A 17,589-nucleotide genomic window follows, 5' to 3' on the forward strand; every position below is an offset into this window, starting at 1 on the left:
CTGCCGGCGCGGTCGGCCATGCCCCACTGGGTGATGCGCAGCGCCGCCTCGGCCATCACGTCCCGGCTCATCTTGCTGGTGCCGTGCTCGCGCTCGACGAACGTGATCGGCACCTCCACCACGCGCAGGCCCTGCCGCAGGGCGCGCAGCGCCAGGTCGATCTGGAAGCAGTAGCCGCGCGAGTCGACCTCCTCCAGCCCGATCTTCTCCAGGGTGGCGGCGCGGAACGCGCGGTAGCCGGCGGTGGCGTCGTGCAGGGGGATGCCGAGCATCACCCGGGCGTAGGTGTTGGCGCCGCGCGACAGCGCCTCGCGCCGCTTGGGCCAGTTGCGGACCTCGCCGCCGGGGACCCAGCGGGCGCCGATGACCAGGTCGGCGTCCTCCAGCGCGGACAGCAGCCGGGGCAGCTCCTCGGGCTGGTGGGACCCGTCGGCGTCCATCTCGACCATGACGTCGTAGCCGTGCTCGGCGGCCCACCGGAACCCGGCGATGTAGGCGGGGCCGAGCCCCTCCTTGCCCTGCCGGTGCAGGACCTTGATCTGCTCGTCCTTGTCCGCCATGGCGTCGGCGGCGTCGCCCGTCCCGTCGGGGCTGGCGTCGTCCACGACCAGGACGTCCACCGACGGGACGGCCTCGCGGACCCGTCCGGCGATGCGCTCGATGTTGTCCCGCTCGTTGTAGGTCGGGATGATCACGAGCACCCGGCCGAGGTCGGCTGGGATCTCCATCGGTGTCAATTCCCCTCGTTCTGCTCTGCCGTCTTGCCGGCCGTCCCGCGGGCCGCCCTGCGGGCGGTCCAGGCCGCCGCGCCGATCGCGCCGAGCCCGAGCAGCGCGAGCGTCCACTCGGGCGCCTCCCCCAGCCGGTCCGACAGGGTCCGCGACGTGCGCGCGGGAACCTTCGCGACCTGGATGTCGGGCACGAACTCCCGCGACCGGTCGACCATCCGGCCGTCCGGGGCGACGATCGCGCTGATCCCGCTCGTCGCGGCCACCAAGATCGTACGGCCATGTTCGACCGCCCGCAGCCGCGACATGGCGATCTGCTGGGGCGGCAGGCTGGTCTTGCCGTAGGTGGCGTTGTTGGTCTGCACGACCAGGAGGTCCCCGCGCGCGACGTCGCGGACCTCCTTGTCGTAGGCCACCTCGAAGCAGATGACGTCGCCGATGTCCACCGGCCCGAGCCGCATCACGCCGGAGCGCTTGCCCTTGGCGAAGTCGCGGGGGATCCGCTCGAACCTGGTGATCAGCTTGGTGAGGACGTCGCGGAACGGCAGGTACTCCCCGAACGGGACGGGGTGCCGCTTGACGTAGTAGTCGCCGGGGCCGGTCCCCGGGTCCCACACGATGCCCCGGTTCTCGACCTTCTCCCCGTCGGGGGTGTCGGTGAGCGCGCCGACGAGGACGGGGACGCCGATGTCCTTCACGGCGCCGTCGATGGCGTTGTAGGCGTCCGGCTCGGTGTAGGGGTCGAGGTCGCTGGCGTTCTCCGGCCACACGACCAGTTCGGGCTTGGCGACCGTGCCGGCGCGGACCTGCGCCGCGAGGTCGTGGGTGGCCTTGACGTGGTTGTTCAGGACGGCCTTGCGCTGCCCGAGGAAGTCCAGGCCGAGCCGCGGCACGTTGCCCTGGACGACGGCGACGGTGACCGGGCGCCCGGACGCGGGGGTGGGGATCAGCATGCCGCCGCCCGCGACGGCCGCGATCAGCGCGAGGGACGCCGCCACGGGCGCGAGGGCACGCCCGCGCGGGGCCTCCGTGCGCCTGTGAGCGCGGACGGCGGCGACGGCGGCGTAGGCGAGCAGCCCGCCGATCAGGGCCGTCAGGAACGTGACCAGGGGCGCGCCGCCGTAGGAGGCGTACGGGGTGAGGGGCGTGGCGGTCTGGCTGAACGCCAGCCGCGCCCACGGGAACCCGCCGAACGGGAACCGGCCGCGGACGAACTCCTCGCCGACCCACAGCGCGGCCGTCCAGACGGGCCAGCCGGGCAGCCGCGCGACCATCGCGATCCCGGCGCCCATCGGCAGGAAGTAGGCGGCCTCGACGAGGCTGAGGATGATCCAGCCGTCCGGGCCGATCCGGGAGATCCCCTCCAGGACGGGGATGAAGAACGCGGCGCCGCCGAGGAAGGCGAGCCAGGCGCCGGTGCGGGGGGTCCGGCCGCGCAACGCGAGGGTGAGCAGCGCGACTCCGGCGGGGGCGAGCGGGGTCAGGTTCACGGGCGGGAACGCCGACCACATGACCAGGCCGGCGGCCACGGCCAGCAGGATGCGGGGCCAGCCCGCGCGGCCGCCCGTGCGCAGCCCGCGGCGCAGGCGGCTCAGCCGGCCGCCCGGCGCCTCGGCACCGGCCCCGGCGCCCGCCCCAGCGTCCGCCGCGGTGCCCGCGCCCTTGGCCGCCGAACGGTCCGGGAGGATCTCCTGGGCCACGTCCCACCTCGTTCATTCGGTCCTTGCCGGAACGCTACCGGGCGGCGACGACCATGGCGACCGGGGGCCGGTGCGGAACAGGGAGGAGCGGGGCCCGCCGGGCGCCGGGCACGGAGGAGGGCCCGCGACATCCGTCGGGCCGGAGTCGTCCCACAGGCGGTGAGAACGATGCTCCGTTTTCTACTGGATGTCCGGGCCCTTCCCTGGTCCAACCCCCCGCGCGATCGGACGGCTCCGCCGGGGCACGGCCCCGGCTCACCGCGCTGGCTCGGGCGGGCACGGCCGCGGCCACTCGCGTGGTCCCCGTCCCCGTCGTGTGCGCGGTGCCCGGCGTCGCCTCGGGCGGCCGATCGGTGAGTCCCGTGCTGGACTGCAGCAAAACTACCGGCTTCCGCCACCTTGTCAACCGCCGCATGTTCTGCGGCGACTCCTTGTTCTCCCAGCTCAGCACCATGATCAGGCCGTGCGCCGAATTCGCGCGGGAACGGCCGCGATCTTAGCGCGCCGGCGGGTTCACCGCGCCCGGCGCCGCCACCACGACGGTCCCGGACGCGGTGGCGGCGACGACCGGTTCGGGCAGCACCTCGGCGGCCGACCCGCCCTTGTCCGGGCGGCCCCGGCACACCACGCGCGCCTCGAAGTCCATGACGCGGCTGCGGGTGCCGGCGCGGGTGAGGACGGCGGTGGTCTCCAGGACGTCCCCGGCGCGGACGGGCGCCCGGAACTGGACGTCGGAGTAGGAGGCGAACAGGCCCTCGTCGCCGTCGGTGCGGATGCACAGCTCCGTGGCCACGTCCCCGAACAGCCCGAGCACGTAGGCGCCGTCGACCAGGTCTCCGGCGTAGTGGGCGTGGGAGTAGGGGATGTAGCGGCGGTGGGTGACGGTCAGCCCCTCGCGAGGGTCGCTCATTCCGTGTCTCCGGAGGTCTGGGCGGGCAGCAGGGCGTGGACGAGGTAGCTGGCGACCTCGGCGGGCGTGGTGCCCTTGCCGAAGATGCGGTCGACGCCGAGGTCGGCCTCGGACACGGTGTCGAACCGGGGGCCGCCGACGACCAGCAGGGGCCGTCCCATGCCGCCGGCGACGGCGGTCGGGTACTCGGCGTGGAACGCGGCGGCCATCTGCTTGGTGTTGTGCAGGTGCGCGTTGCGCTGGGTGACGACCTGGGACACCAGGACGGCGTCGGCGTCCTCGGCCTTGGCGCGCTCCACCAGCTCCTCGACGGTGACCTGGGCGCCCATGTTCACGACCCGGATCTCGCGGTAGTACTCCAGGCCCTTCTCCCCCGCGAAGCCCTTGACGTTGAGGATCGCGTCGATCCCGACGGTGTGGGCGTCGGTGCCGATGCAGGCGCCGACGACGACCAGGCTCCGGTTCAGGTTCTCGCGGATCGCCAGGTTCACCTCCTGGGAGGTCAGCAGCGGGTAGGCGCGCTCCTCCGGGACGGGGATGGAGGCGTAGTCGATGAGGTGCCGCACCTTCCCGTACACGATGAAGAAGGTGAAGTCGGGGCCCATCGGCTTGGCGTGGACGACGCTGGCGGGGTCCAGGCCCATCTTCCCGGCGAGCTGCAGTGCGGCGGCGTCGGCGCGTTTCCCGGCGGGGACGGGGAGCGTGAACGACATCTGCACCATGCCGTCGCCGGTGGTGTCGCCGTAGGGGCGGATCACCTGCCGGGTGTCGGCCGGTTCGGCCGGGGCCTGGGTCCCGGTTCCGGGGGTCTCGACCGTCATGCGGGCACCTCCTGCTGGGCGGTACTGGCGGCGTGCGGGTCCTCGGTGTCGAGGATCTCGATGGCGGGGTTGACGTAGCCGTCGGCGCGGGCGACGACGCCGTCCAGGCCCTTTCCGCCGTCGGGCGGGCGGCGGGTGATGCCGAAGGTGCCCTCGGCGATGGCGTCCAGGAGCCCGTCGTCGGCGATGCGGCCGAGCAGGTCGACCGACTCCGACAGGACCTGCTTGGCGCGCTGGACGAGCATGCCGTCCGGGCGGGGCATGAAGTCCTCGGCGAGGCCGCCGCAGGCGTCGCGGACGTAGCGGACGTTCTCCAGCGCCAGGTCGCGGTCCGACAGCCAGGGGGTGTGGATGCCCTCGGTCATCATCCCGATCAGGATGATCGACTGGCCGGTCAGGACGCCGGCGAGGTTGAAGAAGGCGTCCAGCAGGTAGCCGGCGAAGATGTTGCCGGTCATGTGCTTGGTCGGCGGCATGTACTTCAGCGGCGCGCCGGGGAACAGCTCGCGGACGAGCTGGGCGTGCGCGAGCTCCAGCCGGAACGACTCGGGGATCGCCGGGTTGATCTCGAAGGCGTGGCCGAGGCCGAGCTGGGCGTCGGCGAGGCCCGCCTCGTGCCCGAACCGCTCGTTCAGCAGCTGGCTGACGACGACGGTGTGCGCGGCGTCGACGGCGTCGGCGGTGGTGAGGTAGTTGTCCTCGCCGGTGTTGATGACGATGCCGGCGCGGGCGTGGATCTGCCGGGAGAACCGCTGGTCGATGAACGTCCGGCGCGGGTTGATGTCGCGGAAGATGATCCCGTACATGCAGTCGTTGAGCATCATGTCCAGGCGCTCCAGCCCGGCGAGCGTCGCGATCTCCGGCATGCACAGCCCGGACGCGTAGTTGGTCAGCCGCACGTACCGGCCGAGCTCGCGGGACACCTCGTCGAGCGCGGCGCGCATCAGCCGGAAGTTCTCGCGGGTGGCGTAGGTGCCGGCGTAGCCCTCGCGGGTGGCGCCCTCGGGGACGAAGTCCAGCAGCGACTGCCCGGTGGAGCGGATCACCGCGACGACGTCGGCGCCCTCGCGGGCGGCGGCCTGCGCCTGCGGGATGTCCTCGTAGATGTCGCCGGTCGCCACGATCAGGTACACCAGCGGCCGCGGCGGGTCCGCCGCGTCGGGGGTGGGCAGCTCGGCGAGCAGCCGGTCGCGTTCGGCGCGGCGCCGGTCGATGCGGGCCATGCCGCCGCGGGCCGCCTCGCCGGCGGCCTTGCGGGCGTGCTCGGCGTCGGTCCCGGACGGCAGCCGGAACGACACCCTGCCGCGCGCGGCGGCCTGGGCGAGGTCGCCGAGGGAGCCGTGCGGGCCGGCCAGCAGCGCGTCCCAGACCGGGAGCGCCACCCCGTGCTCCAGGCCGACCTGGTCGCGGACGGCGTCGGCGAGGTGGTTGGCCCAGGGGCGCCCCTCATCGTCGGCGCCGGTGAGCCCGGCGAGCCGCAGCAGCGCGCGCTCGACCGACACGGTCGTGTGGGAGCGGGCCATGCCGATGATGGGCTCGGCGGCGCGGGCGGCGAGCCGCCGGGCGGTGCGCACCACCTCCGGGTCGAGGTCCAGCTTTCCCTGCGGCGCCATTGCCGTCTCCCCTCACGCAGCCGCCCCTCTCAGGCCGGGTCCGAACAATCGTCCTTCATACCGAGTTCTCTTCGGGAGATCTTCCGGTACGAACACCGTATTTCACAAGAACTACCACCACATCTCCGGCGATCTCCCACATCCACCCCTGCCCATCTTCCCTGCCGGGGCGGTCACGTCACCCCCAGGTAACGGTCGACTGACAACCCACCGGTAGCAACGCTGCGTAAAGATATCCTCACCCGAGGTGATGACCGGACCTCGTCCCCGGGGAGGGGCATGATCGTTTACTTTGCGGCCGCGGCGTGCGCGGTCGGCGTGGTCGTCGTGGCGAGCCGGCTGGTGCGGCGGACGCGCGGCGTCGACGACCCCGACCCGGACGGCCCCACCACCGCGCACACCGGGGCGATGCTGTCGGCGCTGTTCCTGCTGGCCTTCGCGATCGCCGTCGTCGTGCCGTGGACGTCGGCCGACGCCGCCCGCTCCAACACCTACTCCGAGAGCCAGGCGGTCGCCGAGGCGTACTGGGCCGCCGGGCGGCTGCCCGCCGCCGACGCGCACCGCGTCCAGGAGGGGCTGGCCGCCTACGTCGACCTCGTCCGCGGCCCCGAATGGCGGCTGATGAAGGACGGCCGGCTCAGCGCGCGCGGCTGGGCGGAGCTGGACCGGCTGCGCCGCGACGTCATCGCGATCAAGGCGGACACCGACGAGCTCAAGGACGCCCGCAACGGCGTCCTCGACCACCTCGGCGAGATCTCCGCGGCCCGGCGGCAGCGCGCCATGGACGCCCGGACCACACCGCCCCCGGGGCTGCTCGCCGTCACCGTCCTCACCGGCATCGTGGTCGTGCTGCTGCCGTTCCTGGCGGGCGCCCGGCCGCGCGGCATGACGCTGGTGCCGCTGGCGCTGATGGCGGCGCTGCTCGCCGCCGGGACCTACCTGACCATCGACATCTCGCACGTGTTCGCCGGCGCCCTCGCCGTCGGCCCGGAGGCGTTCACCGCCGTGCACGCCGACCTGCAGCGCGTCGCGGGAGGCGGCTGATGCGCCGCTACCTGCTGCCCGCGGTGCCGCCCGCCGCGGCCGCCGCCGCACTGGCCTTCCCGGCCTGCGCGTTCGCCGACCCCACCCCGGGGCCCGTCATCAGCGTGTGCATCGAGGTGCACATCGGCGTGGACGCACCGCCCCACTGCGGGAAGCCGCCACCGGACACGCCGCCGGTGACGCCCCCCGCGCCGCCCGCGGCGGAGCCGCCGCCGGAGGCACCGGAGCCGCCGGCCGAGCCCGCCCCGCCCGAGACGACCGCGCCCGCCGCGCCGCCGTCCGGGCCGGAGCCGCGGCCCGCGGCCGCCGCGCCGCGCGCCCCCGGGCCGCCGCCGCGGACCCGGCCCGAGCCGGCGCCGCCCGAGCCCGAGCCGCGGGCGAAGGCGTCCCCCGCACCGGCGCACACGGCACCGCGCGCGGCGAAGACCCCGCCGCGGCGCCGCAACCCGCTGAGCACTTCACTGGTGCTGGTGGTCATCGCGGTCGTCATCAGCGCGGGCACCGCCATCGCGTTCGCCCGCTGACGGCGCCGACGGGCGGCCGTCAGGGCAGCCGGCCGACCCCGCCGAAGACCAGGAACCGCTCGGGATCCTCCACGGCCTCGCCCTCGTCCGGGCGCCACAGCGGCACGTACACCAGCCCGGGGTCGAGCAGGTCCCAGCCGTCGAAGAACCGGAGGATCTCCGCGTGCGAGCGGGACACCGCGGGGGACGTGGCGCGGTCGTAGAGCTTGCCGATCGCCGCGGTCTTGCCGGGCTGCGCCTCATGGGTGAGGTGGGAGACGACCAGGTGGCCGCCGGGCGCGGCGGCGCCGCGCAGCTCCGCGACGATGCCGGCCGGGTCCTCGTCGTGCTTGATCAGGTGCAGCGCCGCGACGAGCAGGAACGCGACCGGCTCGGAGAGGTCGATCAGCCCCTTCAGGCCCGGGTCGGCGAGGATGCCGCCGGGGTCGCGCATGTCGGCCTGGATCACCGCGGTGCGGTCGTTCCCCGCCAGGATCGAGCGGCTGTGCGCGACGGCGACGTCGTCGTTGTCGACGTACACCACGCGTGCGTCTGGGTCGATGCTCTGCGCGACCTCGTGCACGTTGCCCTGCGTCGGGATCCCCGACCCGATGTCGACGAACTGGGCGACGCCCGCCTGCGCGATCGTGCGGACCGCGCGGCGCAGGAACGCCCGGTTCGCCTGCGCCAGCAGCCGCGCCTGCGGCTCGACGCGCAGCAGCCCGGTGGCAAGGTCACGATCCGACGCGAAATTGTGGGCTCCGCCGAGCAGGAAGTCGTACACCCGTGCGACGCTTGGTCTTTGACTGTCGACCTCGGGTGGGATCCACTCGGAGTCCATGCATCGTCTCCCTTTGACCGAAGGGTGCCGTCCGCGGCGACCTCAGCGTAACGCGGGTCACCGCTGGCGGCCCCCGCATACGGGACAGTGAGGACCGATGTCCGAACACCCCGCACGGCCGGGCCCGGTGACGGTCCTGCTCGCCCCGGACGGCGTCGTCACCGGGTGGAGCGAGGGCGCCGCACGCCTGTTCGGCCACGACGCCGCCGCGGCGGTCGGCGCCGCGCTCCCCGCCCTGCTCGGCCCGCCCGCCGCCGAGCCGCTGCTCGGCGCGCTGAAACTGGCCGGGTCCGGCCGCCCCTGGCACGGCGTGCTGCCGCTGGCAGGCGAGGGCCTGACGGTCGCCTGCGACCCGCTGGCCGGCGCGGACGGCCGGGTCCAGGTGCTGATGACGGTGTCGCCGCCGCGGCCGGACGGGCTGGAACTGCTGAACGAGGCCGGCCGCCGCATCGGCTCCACCCTCGACCTGCACCTGACCGCCCGCGAGATCGTCGCCGTCACCGTCCCCCGGTTCGCCGACGCGGGCGCGATCTACGTGCTGGAGCGGCTGCTCGCCGACGACGACCAGCCCGCCGCCGAGGCCGACGGCTCGGCGGTCGTGCGGCGGCTGGCCGTCGCGTTCGCCGACGACGACCCGCAGGAGTGGGCCCGCGAGTTCCCCGTCAACGAGGTCATCGTCTACCCGCCGGCCACCCCCTACGCGCGCTGCCTCACCGGCGGCCGCATGATCGAGTTCGGCGGCGACGCGATCCAGGACACCATGGCGCACCGCACCGGCCGCCTCATCGGCGGCCTCCTGGACCACGTCTCCATGCTGGCGGTGCCGCTGGTCGCGCGGGGCCGGTCCCTCGGGTTCGCGGTGTTCAGCCGCAAGCGCGGCCGGCCGCCGTTCGCCGCGGCCGACACCGCGCTGGCCGCCGAGCTCGCCGCCCGCGCCGCGACCTGCGTCGACAACGCCTGCCTGTACCGGCGCGAGCACCGCACCGCCACGACGCTGAAGGCCGGGCTGGTGCCGGACGTGGTCGCCGCGCCGCCGGGCCTGGAGATCGCGCACCGCTACCTGCCGGCGCGCAGCGGCGTCGGCGGCGACTGGTACGACGTCGTGCCGCTGCCCGGCGACAAGGTCGCCGTGGTGATCGGCGACTCGGTCGGGCACGGCGTCACCGCGGCCGCGGCGATGGGGCAGCTGCGGGTCGCCGCGCACACCCTCGTCAGCTGCGAGTTCCCGCCCGGCGAGGTGCTGGAGCGGCTCGACGCCATCGCCCAGGACCTGGACGCCGCCCAGTTCGCCACCTGCCTGTGCCTGGTCTGCGATCCGGTGACGCGGCGCTGCGAGGTGGCGTGCGCCGGGCATCCGCCGCCGCTGCTGGCCCTGCCCGGCGGGACGGCGCGGCACTTCGCCGTCCCGTACGGGCTGCCGCTCGGGGTGTCGGACCCGGCACACCCGCCCGAGTACGAGCAGGTCCCGGCGGTGATCCCGGCGGGCGCCACCCTCGCCCTCTACACCGACGGCCTGGTCGAGAGCCGGATGCGCAACGTCGACGAGGGCATCGCCCGCCTCGCGTCGGCCCTGGTCGCCTCGCACGAGGGCTCCCTCGGCGACGCCGCCGACGGCGTCCTCGCCCTGCTGTCCGACCAGCAGGGCCACGACGACATAGCCCTCCTCCTGCTCCGCCCCGCCCCCTGACCGCCGTGCCCGGAGACGTCCGGTCTAGAGGCCGGGGACCTCGTGGTTTCGGAAGGCGTCGACGAAGAACTCGTGGTCGTCCCGGACGATCTCGGCGTACCCGGTGCCGAACGCGACCATCGCCTCGACGAACGCGGCCTCGTCCGTGCCGATCACCGCGTTGATGGCGTCCTCGACCTGGAACCCGACCAGGGTGTGGTCGGAGTCGGTGTCGGACACGCAGTGCACCTTGGCGGTGGCGCGGCCCAGGTCGTCCAGGACCGACAGCATGTCCTCGGGCTCGGTGAGGCCGCCCCAGTCCAGGTCCTCCTCGTAGGGGGACAGCTCCTGCACGACGTAGCCGACGCCGTCGATCTGGGTGTGGCCGAGCCACGGGTCGCTGTTGGCCTGCAGCGCCCGCCGCGACACCGCGGTGCGGTGTCCGTGGTGCTGGAAGTACTCGCGGATGCGGGGGTCGTCGACGACGCGGCTGGGCGCGGCGACGTTGCCCTGCTTCATCGACAGGACGACGTCGTTCTCCAGCGCCTGGGTGTTGCCCTCGACCAGGATGTTGTAGGCCGACAGCCCGGCCGACCCGATGCCGAACCCGGACGCGCCGACGATGTCCTTGATCTCGTAGGTGAGGCTGCCGAACCGCTTCTCCGCCGGGATCGTCGTCAGGTACTCCTGGTAGGCGGCCTCGACCCTGGCGCGCTCCGCGCCGTCCAGGCGGCGGACGCCGGGGCGGTCGCGGAACCGGCGGTCGGGCCCGTCCACGACCGTCATGCCCGCCAGCAGCCCGATCCGGGTGCCGCCCATCGCGGCGACCAGCACGTCCCGGACGTAGCCGTCGGTGGTGTCGAGGGTCAGCGCGAACTTCTCGTCGCCCTCGTGCGCGGCGAAGTGCCGGACCTGGTCGACGTAGGCGCGCACGTACGCCTCGATGAGCCGGCGGATGTCGGCGTCGGAGATCGCCTTCTGCCAGGCCAGCAGCGCCAGGCTCGCGACCAGCCGCTTGACGTCCCAGGTGAAGTGCCCGACGTAGGCCTCGTCGTAGTCGTTGACGTCGAAGACGAACACGCCGTCGTCGTTCATGTAGGTGCCGAAGTTCTGCGCGTGCAGGTCGCCCTGGATCCAGATGCGGGACGTGCGCTCGTCGGCCCACGGGTCGTCGTCGTGCACGATGTCGGCGTAGAACAGGCAGGCGCTGCCCCGGTAGAACGCGAACGGGTCCGAGGCCATCTTGCGGAAGCGGCGGCGGAACTCGGCGGGGCTGCGCTCCATCAAGTCCGAGAACGCGTCGACCAGGACGTCGACGATCTGCGCCCGGCGCTCCTTCGGGTCCCGCGCGCGCAGCTCCTCGGTGATGCTCGCCATGTCTCTCCCTCGATGATCGGGTGATCCCCGCCGCTGCCGGGGCGTTCCCGGTCATTCTGCCGAATCGGGCCCCGTCCGGGAGGTGAACAGCGCGCGCACGGCGGGTTCCGACCGCACCAGTTCCAGCGCGGTTCCGGCGTGCCCGGGGACGTACCCGTTCCCGATGAGCATGGTGACGTCGGCGGCCAGGCCCTCGGCGCCGAGCGCGGCGGCCGGGAACGACGTCGCCATGGAGAAGAACACCACGGTGCCGCCCGGTGCGGTGGCGAGGATCGCGCCGTGCTCGCAGCCCGGCACGTCCACGCACACGACGGTGACGTCGGCGGGCTCCCCGATCGCGGCGGCGACGGCGACGGGGTCGCGGGCGTCGGCGCGGACGACCAGGTCGGCGAGGCCGGAAGCGGCCAGCCGCTCCTCCTCGTCCGCGGTGGGGACGAGGCCGATCACGCGGGACGCACCGGCGCGGCGGGCGGCGGCCAGCGACAGGCACCCGCTCTTGCCGGCGGCGCCCAGCACCGCGACCGTGGGCGCGCCCTTCTGCGCCGCGACGACGCGCTGGGTGAGGGCGGGCGCCCCGCAGACGTCCATGACGGCGAGGGCCAGCGGTACCGGCATGTCGTCGGGCAGGACGGCGGCGATGGAGCGCGCGAACAGGATCGCGTGCCCCTGGGCGGGCACCTGCTCCGACAGCCCGTCCCATCCGGTGAGGCCGTCGGTGACGGCGAGGGGCGTGAGGGTGAGCGACACCAGGGTCGCGACGCGGTCGCCGGGCTCCAGGCCGAGCGGCGACTCCGGGCCCGCCTCATCGACGACGCCGACGAGCATGCCGCCCGACCCGGTCACCGGGTTGTGCATCTTGCCGCGCTCCCCGATGATCCGCAGCACCTCGGCGCGGATCGCGTCCGGGTCGCCGCCGTGCGCGGTGTGCAGCTGCCGGTAGGACGCGGCGTCCAGGTTGAGGCGCTCGACGCGGATCCGGACCTCGTCGGGCCGGATCCGGGGGTCGGTGTCCAGCCGCTGGGCGGCCTGCGGCAGCACGCCCGCGGGCTCCAGCACCCGGTGCAGCCCCGCCGCCCCGGCCGTGCCCGGAGCCGTCCCGCCGTCGGTCATCGCCGTCCCGCCTTTCTCCCGTAGTTCGCTGGTGTAGCGCAAGATATGCAGGGCACCACTGGTTTCATCGAAAGTCTTCCCGTAACGTCGGCATGACACAAGACTTTTATGCGATCAATGTGAGGCGAGGAGGCGGTCGACGATGACCACTGCCCTGCACCCGGACGCCGTACTGTCCGAGGAGACCGCGCGCCAGCCGTACGCCTACCGGCGCCGGCCCCTGGAGGAGCCCGACTGGCGGCGCCTGCCCGGATGGCGGGACGTCACGGAGGCCGAATGGGAGTCGGCGCAGTGGCAGCGCGCCCACTGCGTGAAGAACCTGCGGCAGCTCCGCCAGGTCATGGGCGACCTGCTGGACGAGTCGTTCTACGCCGACCTGGAACGCGACCAGGCCGAGCGCGCCACCATGTCGATGCTGCTGCCCCCGCAGATGCTCAACACGATGGACACCTCGTCCACCGAGGCCTTCTACGCCGATCCCGTGCGCCGCTACATGCTCCCCGTGCTCAGCGACCGGCGCACCGACTGTCCGTCCCACCCCTACGCCTCCCGCGACTCGCTGCACGAGGCCGAGATGTGGGCCGTCGAGGGCCTCACCCACCGCTACCCCACCAAGGTCCTCGCCGAGCTCCTGCCGACCTGCCCGCAGTACTGCGGCCACTGCACCCGCATGGACCTGGTCGGCAACTCCACCCCGGCCGTGGACAAGCACAAGTTCACCATCAAGCCGCCGGACCGGCTCGGCGCCATGCTGGACTACCTGCGCCGGACCCCGGGCGTCCGCGACGTGGTCGTCTCCGGCGGCGACGTCGCCAACATGCCGTGGGCGCGGCTGGAGTCGTTCGTCGACGCGCTGCTGGACATCGGCAACATCCGCGACGTCCGGCTGGCCAGCAAGGCGCTCATGGGGCTGCCGCAGCACTGGCTGCAGGACGACGTCCGCGCCGGCATGGAGCGCCTCGCCACCAAGGCGCACGAGCGCGGCGCCCAGATCGCGATCCACACCCACGTCAACGCCGCCCAGTCGGTGACGCCGCTGGTCGCCAGGGCCGCCCGCGCGATGCTCGACACCGGCATCCGCGACGTCCGCAACCAGGGCGTGCTGCTGCGCGGTGTGAACGACTCCCCCGCCGCGCTGCTCGACCTGTCGTTCGCGCTGCTCGACGAGGCCGGGATCATGCCGTACTACCTGTACATGTGCGACATGATCCCCAACAGCGAGCACTGGCGGCTCGCCGTCTGGGAGGCGCAGGAGCTGCAGCACGCGATCATGGGCTACCTGCCCGGCTTCGCCACGCCGCGCATCGTCTGCGACGTCCCCTACGTCGGCAAGCGGTGGGTGCACCAGCTCGCCGACTACGACCGCGAGCGCGGCATCTCCTACTGGACGAAGAACTACCGCACCGGCCTGGAGCTGTCCGACCCGGACGCGCTGACCCGCCGGTACGAGTACCACGACCCGATCCACACGCTGCCGGAGGCGGGCCGGGAGTGGTGGCGGGAACGTTCCGACGTGGACTGACGCGGACCGGCCCGCCCGGCACCTTTACGTTGTAGATCCGATATGCGGCGCATAGGCTCGGGCGGGTGACTTCCGATCTGACGATCGCCCGGCTGGAGGACGATCCGCACCCCCATCTCGCCCGGCTGCGCGACAAGGAGCCCGTCGCCTTCGTCCCCGCCCTGGGCGGCTGGCTCGTGACGTCCCGCGACCTGGCGCTCGCGGTCATGCGCGACTCGGCCGCCTTCACCGTGGACGACCCGCGCTTCTCCACCGCCCAGGTCGTCGGGCCGAGCATGCTGTCGCTGGACGGCCGCGTCCACACCCGGCACCGCGACCCGTTCGCCCGTCCGTTCCGCCCGGCGCGGACCCGCGAGCGGTTCACCGCGTTCGTCGAAGGCGAGGTCGGCCGCCTGGTCGGCGGGCTGGCGCCGGCGGGCGAGGCGGAGCTGCGCGGCGACCTGGCCGGGCCGCTCGCGGTCGCGGTCGTCACCGAGGCCCTCGGCCTGTACGGGGTGGACGCCGCCACCGTCCGCTCCTGGTACGGCGCGTTCGTCGAGGCCGTGTCCGCGATCACCGCGGGCGGCGCCGCCCCCGCGGAGGCCGGTGCGGCGTACCGGCTGCTGCGCGCGGCGGTGCAGGAGGCGATCGGCGCGTCCCGTCCCGGGTCGCTGCTCGCCGAGGCCGCCCGCGAGGACCTCACCACCGCCGAGGTCGTCGCGAACGCGGCGATCCTGATGTTCGGCGGCATCGACACCACCGAGGGCATGATCGCCAACGCCGCCATGCACCTGCTCGGGCACCCGGACCAGCTGCGGCTCGTGCTGGCCGACCGGGACCTGCTGCCCGCCGCGATCGAGGAGTCGCTGCGGCTGGAGCCGTCGGCGTCGGTCGTCGACCGGTACGCCACCCGCGACACCGGCCTCGGCGGGGCGCGGGTCCGGGCGGGCGACCTCGTCCGGGTGTCGATCGCCGGCGCCAACCGGGACCCGTCGGTCTTCCCCGACCCCGACCGGTTCGACGTGCGGCGCGGCAACGCCGCCGAGCACCTGGCGTTCGCGCACGGGCCGCACTTCTGCTTCGGCGCGCACCTGGCCCGGATGGAGACCGGCACCGCGCTCACCGCGCTGCTGGACCGGCTGCCCGGGCTGCGGCTCGATCCGTCCCGCCCGGCGCGCGCGCACGGCCTGGTGTTCCGCAAGCCGCCGCGGCTGCACGTCAGATGGGACGCCTGACGGCCGGTAGAGGACCGTCCCGCACGGCCCGGCCGGGCGCGCCGTTATGGGAGCATTTCCCAATGATCGTGGAACGCCGGGTCGAGCTGCGCTTCGGGCTGGAAAGCCGGGACGCCGAGACGCACACCAACCTGTCCGCCGTGCGCCAGGACGGCCGCTGCCTGTGGGTGGCGGGCGACGAGACGGCCACCATCGAGCGGCTCACCGCCGCCGTGGACGACGCCGGGCGCGTCACCGGCTACGCGGGGCAGGCCACGGTCGCGCTCGCCGACCTCGTCCCGCTGCCGGCCGGCACGGACGAGGAGGCCGACATCGAGGGCCTCGCCCGCGCCAACGGCTGGCTGTGGGCGGTCGGCTCGCACAGCCTCAAGCGCAAGAAGATCAAGCCGGAGCACGACGACGCCAAGTCCCGCAAGCGGCTGGCCAAGGTCGTCCGCGAGGACAACCGCTTCATCCTCGCCCGGCTCCCCCTGGTGACCGGCGAGGACGGGCTGCCCCGCGTCGTCCGCGAGGACGGCGGCCGCACCGCCGCCGTCCTCGGCCTCGACGAGGACTCCATCACCGACCTGCTGGCCGACGACCCGCACCTCGCGCCGTTCCTGTCCATCCCGAGCAAGGACAACGGGATCGACATCGAGGGCATCGCCGCGCACGGCGACCGCCTCTACATCGGCCTGCGCGGGCCGGTGCTGCGCGGCTGGGCGGTGCTGGTGGAGATCCGCCCCGGCACCGACCCCGGCGACCCGGGCCGGCTGCGGGCGCTGCCCGTGGGCGACGGCGCGGACCTGTACCGCACCCACTTCCTGGACCTCGGCGGCCTCGGCGTCCGCGACCTGTGCCCGCACGGCGGCGACCTGCTGATCCTCACCGGCCCGAGCATGGACCTGGACGGCCCGGTGCGCGTCGTGCGGTGGCGGGGCGCGGCCGCGGCCGACGCCGGCGGGATCGTCACCGCCGCGGAGCTGGAGGTCCTGGGCGACCTGCCGCACGGCGACGGCGACGACCACGCGGAGGGCATCGCCGTCCTCGACGAGCCGGGCACCCGCGTGCTCGTCGTCTACGACAGCCCCTCCCCCGGGCGCCTCACCGCCGGCGGCGGCGTGGTCGCGGACGTGGTCGCGCTACCCGAATAAGCGCTCGCTTGCGTCGTCTGCTTGGATGGGCCCTGCAACCGGCAGGAGTTCGAAGGGGCAGGGCAGCGCATGATCGAGTGGTCCGAGGAAGACCTGATGATCCGGGACGCGGTGCGCGGCTGGATCGACGCGGAGGTCCGGCCCAGCCTGGACGCGCTGGAGTCGGGCGACCTTCCGCCGTACGACCTGCTCCGCGGCCTGTACAAGACGTTCGGCATGGACGAGATGGCCCGCTCCTCCTTCCGCGCCCGGGTCGCCGAGGAGCGCGAGGGCACCGGCGGCGGGGACGAGCGGTCCGGCGGCGGGAACGCCGCGATGACCATGATCCCGGTCATCGAGCTGTGCAAGGTCGCGCCGGGGCTGGTCTCGGCGATGGGCGTCGGCCTCGGCCTCGCCGCCGGGACGATCATGAAGCGCGGCACGCCGGAGCAGCAGGAGCGCTGGGCGCTGCCCCTGCTCACCATGGAGAAGGTCGGCGCCTGGGCGATCACCGAGCCGAACTCCGGGTCGGACGCGTTCGGCGGCATGCAGGCCACGGCCAAGAAGGTCGGCGACGAGTACGTCATCAACGGAAGCAAGACCTTCATCACCAACGGCCCCTACGCCGACACGATCGTGTTCTACTGCAAGCTCGACGACGACCGTCCTCCAGCCCCCACCCACCACCATTCAAACGACGAGCTCCGCTCGGGCGCCCGCAGCCCCCGCGACCGGGAGATCCTCACGTTCGTGCTGGACCGGGGCATGGACGGCCTGGAGCAGAGCAAGCCGCTGCGCAAGATGGGCCTGCACTCCTCCCCCACCGGCGAGCTGTTCCTCAGCGACGTCCGCGCGGGCGCCGACCGGCTCCTCACGGCCGGCTCGCAGGGCGGCAAGGAGTCGGCCAAGCAGAACTTCGTCACCGAGCGCGCCGGCGTCGCCGCGATGTCCCTCGGCGTCATCGAGGAGTGCCTGAAGCTGTCGGTCGAGTACGCCAAGACCCGCGAGCTGTGGGGGCAGCGCATCGGCGACTTCCAGCTCATCCAGCTGAAGCTGGCCAAGATGGAGGTCGCGCGGCTCAACGTCCAGAACCTGGTGTTCCGGCACATCGAGATGCAGCGCGCCGGGCGCGCCCCGACCCTCGCCGAGGCGTCGGCGATGAAGCTGTACGCGGCGCAGGCGGCCAGCGAGGTCGCGCAGGAGGCGGTGCAGCTGTTCGGCGGCAACGGCTACATGAGCGAGTACCGCGTGGAGCAGCTGGCCCGCGACGCCAAGTCGTTCCAGATCTACGCGGGCACCGACGAGATCCAGGTGACGCACATCGCCCGGGACCTGCTGTCGCGCTGATCCCCCGTCGGCGCCCCGGACGGCCGAACACGGCGCGAACTTTCGCCGTCGGGACGGCATCGGAAAGGGGGAGGGCGGGTG

At 73.6% G+C, this 17,589-nt stretch carries 15 protein-coding genes; 7 read left to right on the plus strand and 8 right to left on the minus strand.

Translation table 11 applies throughout. The annotated features are described in order from the left end of the window. The 5 genes from E1293_RS31595 to kamD all read right to left on the minus strand — a co-directional run. Positions 1-728, minus strand: a 728-nt coding sequence (locus E1293_RS31595) for a polyprenol monophosphomannose synthase (RefSeq protein ID WP_132201143.1), incomplete at its 3' end; no start/stop codon positions are given. Between the two features lie 5 nt (positions 729-733). Further along, positions 734-2,428 (minus strand): apolipoprotein N-acyltransferase, encoded by a 1,695-nt coding sequence (gene lnt / locus E1293_RS31600; protein ID WP_243716840.1) that lies wholly within the window; start codon positions 2,426-2,428, stop codon positions 734-736. Between the two features lie 496 nt (positions 2,429-2,924). Continuing rightward, complete coding sequence (gene kal / locus E1293_RS31605; RefSeq protein ID WP_132201144.1) at positions 2,925-3,338, minus strand: 3-aminobutyryl-CoA ammonia lyase; 414 nt, start codon at positions 3,336-3,338, stop codon at positions 2,925-2,927. Then, positions 3,335-4,159: a lysine 5,6-aminomutase subunit beta gene (kamE, locus tag E1293_RS31610; protein WP_132201145.1), complete on the minus strand. Its 825-nt coding sequence runs from the start codon at positions 4,157-4,159 to the stop codon at positions 3,335-3,337. Before kamE ends, kal begins: the two co-directional genes overlap by 4 nt. Further along, positions 4,156-5,772, minus strand: a complete 1,617-nt coding sequence (gene kamD / locus E1293_RS31615; protein ID WP_132201146.1) for a lysine 5,6-aminomutase subunit alpha — start codon at positions 5,770-5,772, stop codon at positions 4,156-4,158. Before kamD ends, kamE begins: the two co-directional genes overlap by 4 nt. Before the next feature lie 279 nt (positions 5,773-6,051). Between kamD and E1293_RS31620 the strand changes: the two genes are divergently transcribed. Together E1293_RS31620 and E1293_RS31625 are read left to right on the plus strand one after the other, a co-directional pair. Further along, complete coding sequence (locus tag E1293_RS31620; protein WP_132201147.1) at positions 6,052-6,816, plus strand: bestrophin-like domain; 765 nt, start codon at positions 6,052-6,054, stop codon at positions 6,814-6,816. Then, the gene (locus E1293_RS31625) at positions 6,816-7,340 is read left to right on the plus strand and encodes a hypothetical protein (RefSeq protein ID WP_132201148.1); all 525 of its coding nucleotides are present in this window, start codon (positions 6,816-6,818) and stop codon (positions 7,338-7,340) included. The genes E1293_RS31620 and E1293_RS31625 overlap by 1 nt, the downstream gene beginning before the upstream one ends. 19 nt (positions 7,341-7,359) lie before the next feature. Here the strand turns inward: E1293_RS31625 and E1293_RS31630 are convergent, their stop codons facing one another. Then, a complete protein-coding gene (locus tag E1293_RS31630) occupies positions 7,360-8,160 on the minus strand; it encodes an SAM-dependent methyltransferase (protein WP_132201149.1) in 801 nt (266 codons plus the stop codon). 97 nt (positions 8,161-8,257) lie between these two features. On the opposite strand from E1293_RS31630, the gene E1293_RS31635 reads away from it, so the two are divergent. Beyond that, positions 8,258-9,847 carry a PP2C family protein-serine/threonine phosphatase gene (locus E1293_RS31635; RefSeq protein WP_132201150.1) on the plus strand — a complete coding sequence of 530 codons (1,590 nt, stop codon included), beginning with the start codon at positions 8,258-8,260 and terminating at the stop codon, positions 9,845-9,847. Positions 9,848-9,871: 24 nt separating this feature from the next. Here E1293_RS31635 and E1293_RS31640 read toward each other — a convergent pair whose 3' ends face one another. Next, positions 9,872-11,203: a DUF2252 domain-containing protein gene (locus E1293_RS31640; protein WP_132201151.1), complete on the minus strand. Its 1,332-nt coding sequence runs from the start codon at positions 11,201-11,203 to the stop codon at positions 9,872-9,874. Between the two features lie 51 nt (positions 11,204-11,254). Continuing rightward, positions 11,255-12,355, minus strand: a complete 1,101-nt coding sequence (kdd, locus tag E1293_RS31645; protein ID WP_243716842.1) for an L-erythro-3,5-diaminohexanoate dehydrogenase — start codon at positions 12,353-12,355, stop codon at positions 11,255-11,257. A gap of 100 nt (positions 12,356-12,455) precedes the next feature. Here kdd and E1293_RS31650 point away from each other — a divergent pair, with 100 nt between their 5' ends. From E1293_RS31650 to E1293_RS31665, 4 genes are all read left to right on the plus strand, one after another. Next, complete coding sequence (locus E1293_RS31650; RefSeq protein WP_132201152.1) at positions 12,456-13,835, plus strand: KamA family radical SAM protein; 1,380 nt, start codon at positions 12,456-12,458, stop codon at positions 13,833-13,835. A 65-nt stretch (positions 13,836-13,900) separates the two neighbouring features. Continuing rightward, positions 13,901-15,049, plus strand: a complete 1,149-nt coding sequence (locus tag E1293_RS31655; RefSeq protein WP_243716844.1) for a cytochrome P450 — start codon at positions 13,901-13,903, stop codon at positions 15,047-15,049. Between the two features lie 62 nt (positions 15,050-15,111). Further along, positions 15,112-16,182: a DUF3616 domain-containing protein gene (locus tag E1293_RS31660; RefSeq protein ID WP_132201153.1), complete on the plus strand. Its 1,071-nt coding sequence runs from the start codon at positions 15,112-15,114 to the stop codon at positions 16,180-16,182. Between the two features lie 69 nt (positions 16,183-16,251). Further along, a complete protein-coding gene (locus E1293_RS31665) occupies positions 16,252-17,508 on the plus strand; it encodes an acyl-CoA dehydrogenase family protein (protein ID WP_132201154.1) in 1,257 nt (418 codons plus the stop codon). Positions 17,509-17,589 lie beyond the last annotated feature (81 nt).

It is taken from the genome of Actinomadura darangshiensis, assembly GCF_004349235.1.
GTDB lineage: Bacteria > Actinomycetota > Actinomycetes > Streptosporangiales > Streptosporangiaceae > Spirillospora > Spirillospora darangshiensis.

What these genes read in the sequence shown, in the direction of transcription:
- E1293_RS31620 (WP_132201147.1), top strand. Translation starts at nt 6,052, where the DNA reads ATGATCGTTTACTTTGCGGCCGCGGCGTGCGCGGTCGGCGTGGTCGTC.
- E1293_RS31665 (WP_132201154.1), top strand. Translation starts at nt 16,252, where the DNA reads ATGATCGAGTGGTCCGAGGAAGACCTGATGATCCGGGACGCGGTGCGC.
- kamE (WP_132201145.1), bottom strand. Translation starts at nt 4,159, where the DNA reads ATGACGGTCGAGACCCCCGGAACCGGGACCCAGGCCCCGGCCGAACCG.
- E1293_RS31625 (WP_132201148.1), top strand. Translation starts at nt 6,816, where the DNA reads ATGCGCCGCTACCTGCTGCCCGCGGTGCCGCCCGCCGCGGCCGCCGCC.
- E1293_RS31650 (WP_132201152.1), top strand. Translation starts at nt 12,456, where the DNA reads ATGACCACTGCCCTGCACCCGGACGCCGTACTGTCCGAGGAGACCGCG.
- kal (WP_132201144.1), bottom strand. Translation starts at nt 3,338, where the DNA reads ATGAGCGACCCTCGCGAGGGGCTGACCGTCACCCACCGCCGCTACATC.
- E1293_RS31635 (WP_132201150.1), top strand. Translation starts at nt 8,258, where the DNA reads ATGTCCGAACACCCCGCACGGCCGGGCCCGGTGACGGTCCTGCTCGCC.
- E1293_RS31630 (WP_132201149.1), bottom strand. Translation starts at nt 8,160, where the DNA reads ATGGACTCCGAGTGGATCCCACCCGAGGTCGACAGTCAAAGACCAAGC.
- E1293_RS31640 (WP_132201151.1), bottom strand. Translation starts at nt 11,203, where the DNA reads ATGGCGAGCATCACCGAGGAGCTGCGCGCGCGGGACCCGAAGGAGCGC.
- kamD (WP_132201146.1), bottom strand. Translation starts at nt 5,772, where the DNA reads ATGGCGCCGCAGGGAAAGCTGGACCTCGACCCGGAGGTGGTGCGCACC.
- E1293_RS31660 (WP_132201153.1), top strand. Translation starts at nt 15,112, where the DNA reads ATGATCGTGGAACGCCGGGTCGAGCTGCGCTTCGGGCTGGAAAGCCGG.